Annotated in this window: 2 protein-coding genes; both read right to left on the bottom strand. The window is 59.3% G+C overall.

Translation table 11 applies throughout. From position 1 onward, the window contains the following. Nucleotides 1–17: 17 nt before the first annotated feature. The gene (locus EN845_RS36540) at nt 18–593 is read right to left on the bottom strand and encodes an IS630 family transposase (protein ID WP_164761536.1); all 576 of its coding nucleotides are present in this window, start codon (nt 591–593) and stop codon (nt 18–20) included. Continuing rightward, nucleotides 577–969 carry an IS630 transposase-related protein gene (locus EN845_RS36535; protein ID WP_127312320.1) on the bottom strand — a complete coding sequence of 131 codons (393 nt, stop codon included), beginning with the start codon at nt 967–969 and terminating at the stop codon, nt 577–579. The genes EN845_RS36540 and EN845_RS36535 overlap by 17 nt, the downstream gene beginning before the upstream one ends. Between the last annotated feature and the right edge of the window lie 81 nt (nt 970–1050).

Here is a 1050-nt window from a genome sequence, read left to right as displayed (position 1 = left end):
GCTAAAGCGTGTCGCGATTAATTAGCCTCATATCCGGCAGCCTTGAAGAAGTTTCTGCATTCAGCTGGCTCGAACAGGTGGCAGATATCGCCGAGAGCCTGGCAGAGTGCGTCGAAGGTTCTGGCCGCCTTCTTTCGCAACAGCGCCTTGAGTTTTGAGTAGGCCATCTCGATCGGATTGAGATCGGGTGAGTATGGCGGCAGGAACAGGAGCCAGGCGCCCCTTTGGCGAACCAGTTGTGCGGCGCGCTCGTTCTTGTGGAAGCCGACATTGTCGAGAATGACGATATCGCCGGGCGACAGTTCGGGAGCGAGCTGCGTTTCGACATAGTGCTCGAAGATGGTGCCATTCATCGGCGCGTTGACGATCCACGGCGCGACAAGACCGTGGCATCGTAGCCCGGCGATGAAGGTCTGCGTCTGCCATTTGCCGAAGGGCGCATGTGTCCTGAAGCGCTCGCCCTTCGGCGCCCAGCCGGTGCGTTTGGTCAGTTTGGTGTTGGTCGACGTCTCATCGATGAAGATCAGCCGCGCCAAAGCCTTGTTGAAGAAGCGCTTTCGCCGCCCGGTCCACAGCTCACGTGCCTGGCGCACGTCGGCCCGCCGCTGCTCGCTGGCCAGTAGAGTTTTTTTTATGACTGAGCCCAAGGCGATTGAGCAGGCGACCGACATTGGAGCGGTGCACGCTTACACCACGCACCTCCAACTCGACGCAAAGCTCATCCAGCGTCAGTTCGCCGGTCTCGGCCAATCGCAAGCGGACAAACTCGGCATGCCGCTCAAGCTTCCCGCCGCCCACATGGCCCTGCCGGCGCGCTTCGAGCGAACCAGTCTGCCGGCGCAGGTTGATCAGATTGTTCACAAAGCGAGGCGAAACGCGGAAATGGCGCGCAGCCTCGCGGTGACCATGTCCCTCATCGACATACGCAACAACACGCCGACGCAACTCAAGTGGTAGCGGCTTGCCCATCACGGTCTCCCTTCAACCGCAATGAATCACGAACTCAAATCAAGGGGAATCCTGAATCCCTTAAATCGCGACACGCTTTAG

The sequence above is a fragment of the Mesorhizobium sp. M8A.F.Ca.ET.202.01.1.1 genome (assembly GCF_004791595.1).
Classification (GTDB): domain Bacteria; phylum Pseudomonadota; class Alphaproteobacteria; order Rhizobiales; family Rhizobiaceae; genus Mesorhizobium.
Note: the sequence above shows the minus strand (reverse complement) of the source record. Positions and strands in the feature narration are given on the sequence as shown.

Coding starts and splice junctions, on each gene's coding strand:
- EN845_RS36535 (WP_127312320.1), bottom strand. CDS start 969: ATGGGCAAGCCGCTACCACTTGAGTTGCGTCGGCGTGTTGTTGCGTAT.